This is a genomic window from Trichococcus sp. ES5, from assembly GCF_900067165.1.
Taxonomy (GTDB): domain Bacteria; phylum Bacillota; class Bacilli; order Lactobacillales; family Aerococcaceae; genus Trichococcus; species Trichococcus flocculiformis.
This window is the reverse complement of the sequence record NZ_FJND01000005.1, coordinates 172052-173716: the sequence shown is the minus strand read 5'-3', so window position 1 is coordinate 173716 and position 1665 is coordinate 172052. Positions and strand designations below refer to the sequence as shown.

Below are 1665 nucleotides of genomic sequence, written 5' to 3'. Positions count from 1 at the left end.
CTCGCTTTACGCCCAATAAATCCGGACAACGCTTGCCACCTACGTATTACCGCGGCTGCTGGCACGTAGTTAGCCGTGGCTTTCTGGTCAGATACCGTCAAGGCTGGAGCAGTTACTCTCCAACTTGTTCTTCTCTGACAACAGAGTTTTACGATCCGAAAACCTTCTTCACTCACGCGGCGTTGCTCCGTCAGACTTTCGTCCATTGCGGAAGATTCCCTACTGCTGCCTCCCGTAGGAGTTTGGGCCGTGTCTCAGTCCCAATGTGGCCGATCACCCTCTCAGGTCGGCTACGTATCATCGTCTTGGTGAGCCATTACCTCACCAACTAACTAATACGCCGCGGGTCCATCCATAAGCGACAGCACAAAGGCCGTCTTTCCTTTCCCGATCATGCGATCAAGAAAACTATGCGGTATTAGCACCCGTTTCCGGATGTTATCCCCCTCTTATGGGCAGGTTACCCACGTGTTACTCACCCGTCCGCCACTATCTTCTCAGTGGAAGCAAGCTTCCACTGAGAAGACCGTTCGACTTGCATGTATTAGGCACGCCGCCAGCGTTCGTCCTGAGCCAGGATCAAACTCTCATGTAATGTGGGCTCTTGTACAGAAACCCTCATGAAAAGCTGAAAAGCTCTTAATTTCTTGCTGACTTTATGTTTGCGATACGATGTATCGCCTTCGTTTGCTTCGACCGAAGTCTAAGCTCCCTGCACATTTGGTTCGTTCATTCTTTGTTCAGTTTTCAAAGGTCAATCGCGTATCACGTATTACGTGATTGCTTATTCATAATATCACGGCCACTGCATCTTGTCAACAACTTTTAAAAATTAAATTTAAGCTGTTCGACTGATGAATCAGCAACTTTTATATGATAACATCGTTTTATCTTGCTGTCAACAATGAATCTTATCTTACCGTCACCTTACAAAAGACAACTTCACAATACTATCATCATTTCAAATCCATGTCAAACAGTTTTCAAAAAAATCCATCGGATTACCGAGGAACTAAACTGTACCATAAAATTGTAAGCCTTGTCAACGTCAGTGCATCAACATTACTATGGATACATCATTTTATGCGAAACTCATTTTTTTCGAATATAAGGCTGAATACGCTCAGGTAGCACAAGAAAATCAGGCTCTATAATAAATGGTGTTGATGAAGTAAATTTCATCAACACCTTTTTTTTGTGAAAAGTGCAAAAAAAAAAGGACAAATGAAATACTCTGTTAAAATAAAGGTGACTAATCCAGATATTTTAAGGAGTGATTTCATTTGTCTATATCAAAGTATATGCGAAATGTGTTGAATATAAAAGACCTTAATATCCATTTCGGAGAAAATTGTTGCCAGGATGTCGTAATCAAGGGCCAAATTGCGAAAGTCTTCTCTGCTGTCTTGACCTTCGAGGCACTACGGTGCCCTAACTGCGGGATGGAAAACCAGCAGTCAATCGTAAAAAATGGAACCAAGAAATCCAGGATCGTTTTGCCAGAGGTTTCCGGCTATCCAGCCTTCCTCGACTTGAATAAACAGCGATTCCTTTGTAGAGAATGCTCGTCTACCTTTAGTGCGCAAACAAATATCGTGGAGAAAAATTGTTTTATTTCCAGGGCCACAAAGGTTTCGATTGCCCTATACGCAAGGAAAACCATTT

Annotated in this window: 1 protein-coding gene and 1 rRNA gene; one reads left to right on the top strand and one right to left on the bottom strand. The window is 42.9% G+C overall.

Annotated elements, in window-relative coordinates; all coding sequences use genetic code 11:
- Positions 1 to 595, bottom strand: a 16S ribosomal RNA gene (locus tag TES5_RS06545); the annotation flags it as partial.
- A gap of 706 nt (positions 596 to 1301) precedes the next feature.
- Here TES5_RS06545 and TES5_RS15775 point away from each other — a divergent pair.
- On the top strand, positions 1302 to 1665 hold a 364-nt coding region (locus tag TES5_RS15775), incomplete at its 3' end, for a transposase family protein (RefSeq protein ID WP_198143305.1).